3 protein-coding genes and 1 pseudogene are annotated in these 2,532 nt (G+C 48.2%); 3 read left to right on the forward strand and 1 reads right to left on the reverse strand.

The genetic code is table 11. The annotated features are described in order from the left end of the window. Both QUA02_RS33230 and QUA02_RS33235 read left to right on the forward strand, forming a co-directional pair. Positions 1–388: HepT-like ribonuclease domain-containing protein (locus QUA02_RS33230; RefSeq protein WP_333033988.1), on the forward strand; the 388-nt coding region annotated here is incomplete at its 5' end. 254 nt (positions 389–642) lie between these two features. After that, a complete protein-coding gene (locus tag QUA02_RS33235; protein WP_333033989.1) occupies positions 643–1,377 on the forward strand; it encodes a DUF72 domain-containing protein in 735 nt (244 codons plus the stop codon). A 123-nt stretch (positions 1,378–1,500) separates the two neighbouring features. Here QUA02_RS33235 and QUA02_RS33240 read toward each other — a convergent pair whose 3' ends face one another. Further along, on the reverse strand, positions 1,501–1,866 hold the full coding sequence (locus QUA02_RS33240) for a DOPA 4,5-dioxygenase family protein (RefSeq protein WP_333033990.1): 366 nt from the start codon (positions 1,864–1,866) through the stop codon (positions 1,501–1,503). Between the two features lie 347 nt (positions 1,867–2,213). On the opposite strand from QUA02_RS33240, the pseudogene QUA02_RS33245 reads away from it, so the two are divergent. Beyond that, positions 2,214–2,532: pseudogene (locus tag QUA02_RS33245) on the forward strand (hypothetical protein); the annotation flags it as partial.

Here is a 2,532-nt window from a genome sequence, read left to right on the forward strand (position 1 = left end):
ATCTACTGAGTATGCTTTCATTGGTATATTATTTTTAGTCAATTCTATTGTACCTCATAACATCCGGAAGTGCTGTATATTAGATGCAATAGCCGCCATTGAGCGATATGCTAGCCTTGGCAGGCAGGCATTTGACAGCCAAGAATTAATTCAAATTTGGATTGTTCATCACCTGCAAATTATTGGAGAAGCAACAAATGCGTTATCGTCCGAGTTAACTAGCCGATATTCCCAAGTGCCTTGGGCGCAAATTGTAGCGTTTAGAAATCTCGTAGTGCATGAATATTTCCGAGTCTCGCTAAACTTAGTTTGGGCGATCGTACAGAATAATTTACCTCCGTTGAAGGTAACAGTAGAACAGATTTTACAGGAGCTAGGAGAGGCGTGAGTTTAGCACTATTGTAGGGAACGATCGCTCTCTCCGTGTTTGGCCGTTCAAGCTCCTATTAATTTCCTCACTCCTTCAAGATAGAAAAGCCTGAGACGTTCGCCCAAAGCAGTAAAGTCAGGTTCGCTGTTTAAAGGAGTCCTTAATAGTTCAACTTGCTTTCTGTATTTTTAGCTGATTGATAGAGTGCGGTAACGATGCGGCCCGACTACACTTAAATTCACACGCTTATTGGTGGAGTAAAAAGGCGATGATTGTTCGCATCGGCACTGAGCGGTTGGAGTTACGACCATTGGCAAGGTGTACTTTATCCTCACAAGCTACCGCCTCGCTCCCGACTCGATTGCTACATCCAGCACTATCAAACCGTCGAAGTTAACAGCACCTACTACCGCTGGCCGCCAAACGCTACCTTCGCTAACTGGCAGCAGCGCCTCCTCCCAGGATTTCTGATGACTGTAAAAGCGCCCCGCGGTCTAACGCACTCCAAGCGCCTTTACTCGCCAGAAAAGTGGTTGGAACGCATGAGTGATGGACTTCAATGCTTGGGCTCACGCCTGGGTATTCTGCTCGTCCAGCTTCCTCCCCAGTTCGGCTGCGATTTGGCTCGCCTAGCCTACTTTCTAGAACAGGTTCCCCCTTGGATCGAAGTAGCTGTCGAATTCCGACACCCAAGCTGGCACACGGAAGAGGTATTTTCGATGCTGGAAAGGTTTGGAGCGGCTTACTGCGTGATGAGCGGGGCGCACCTGCCGTGCATCCTCCGCGCAACGGGGTCATTCGTTTATGTACGGCTCCACGGCCCCGACCCCAACTACCTCTACGGCGGCTCCTACTCGGATGATGATTTGCAGTGGTGGGCCGATCGCATCCAGGAGTGGGAAAGTCAGGGGCTCCGTGTGTTCGCCTACTTCAACAACGACGGAGACGGAAATGCAGTGAGAAACGCTTCTAGGCTGAAAGCTTTTTTGGAAAACGGTACTTGCTGACAGGCTCTGATTGAAAGCGTTCCCATTCTTTTAGGCGCATTAAAAGGTGTTGGCAACCAGAGCGCGGGCATTTCTTGCGATCGGGGACGACTTGGGAACTGCTACTTTTTACGGAGCGCTCGCTCAGAAACTCGCGTTGGCTGTTCTAGATCGCAGGACTTCGACATTCAGCTTCAGTTTCTGTCCCAGCCACAAAGAATGCTCCGTGTGGTCTGTTAGATCGTCGCCTGTTTCGGGATGGACGAGAATATCTAACCCCTCGCGGTGGAGCATCAACCAGGGAACTACTTTACCAAAATGTTCCGGTAAAAACGCAACTTGATACATCGCTTGGGGGTGTGGCCCAATGGGTTTGTCGTGCCAACGCCCTAGCTGCACCTCAAACTGAGTCAATCCTTCGCGTACGCGCGCAGCTGCATCGCGGCTATCACTGTCAAAGTAAATATGTGCGTGAAAACCAACAATTTCGATGGTGTCTGCTTTCATCATTTTCAGTAGGTTATTGAGCTTCAGTAGGTTATTGAGCCGACATTTGCACAAAACGGCTGTTAACTTCAGACTAACTTGGTGAACGCCACTTAAGATATGGGGTTGTGTGCGTTACCGCAAGACCGCGATGGCTCCGCCCCGGCTTACGCCTACGCACTCTGATGGATTTTGGGCGTGACAGGAGTGTTGGTTGTGGTTCCAGTTCTCCCAGAATTTGGTGTTGGCTGCGATCGGCAACAAGTTCTGGGATTAGGTAGTGAAAACCGACTCTCAGCAATACGGAAAATTCTAATCAACCTCTTAAAAGCGAAGGCTACGCTTTATAAATCCTTTTGCGAAAAGTAACTATGAGCAACAGCCCTCAAAATCAAGACTCGCTCGGAGAAAAACTCAAAGCGGCTTTTGATAGCGATAATTCTGACAAAAATTATAATGCTGTCAAAGCAGTCGTTAGCTCTGTACCGGCAGTCGGGTCGTTAGCCGTAAGCTTTTTCGATAGCTATATCGTTCCTCCAGCAACGCAAAGGACTTATAAATTTTTAGAAATTTTAGTCCTAGAATTAGAGGAGCTAAAATCTAAAATCGAATCAGTTGATTTTGAAAGTCCCGTTTTTCTGACAACTTTTCTCCATGCGTCTCAGATAGCTCGCCGCACTCATCAGGAGC

The organism is Microcoleus pseudofavosus SVA1_A4 (genome assembly GCF_036700565.1).
Lineage (GTDB): Bacteria > Cyanobacteriota > Cyanobacteriia > Cyanobacteriales > Microcoleaceae > Microcoleus.

What these genes read in the sequence shown, in the direction of transcription:
- QUA02_RS33240 (WP_333033990.1), bottom strand. Translation starts at nt 1,866, where the DNA reads ATGATGAAAGCAGACACCATCGAAATTGTTGGTTTTCACGCACATATT.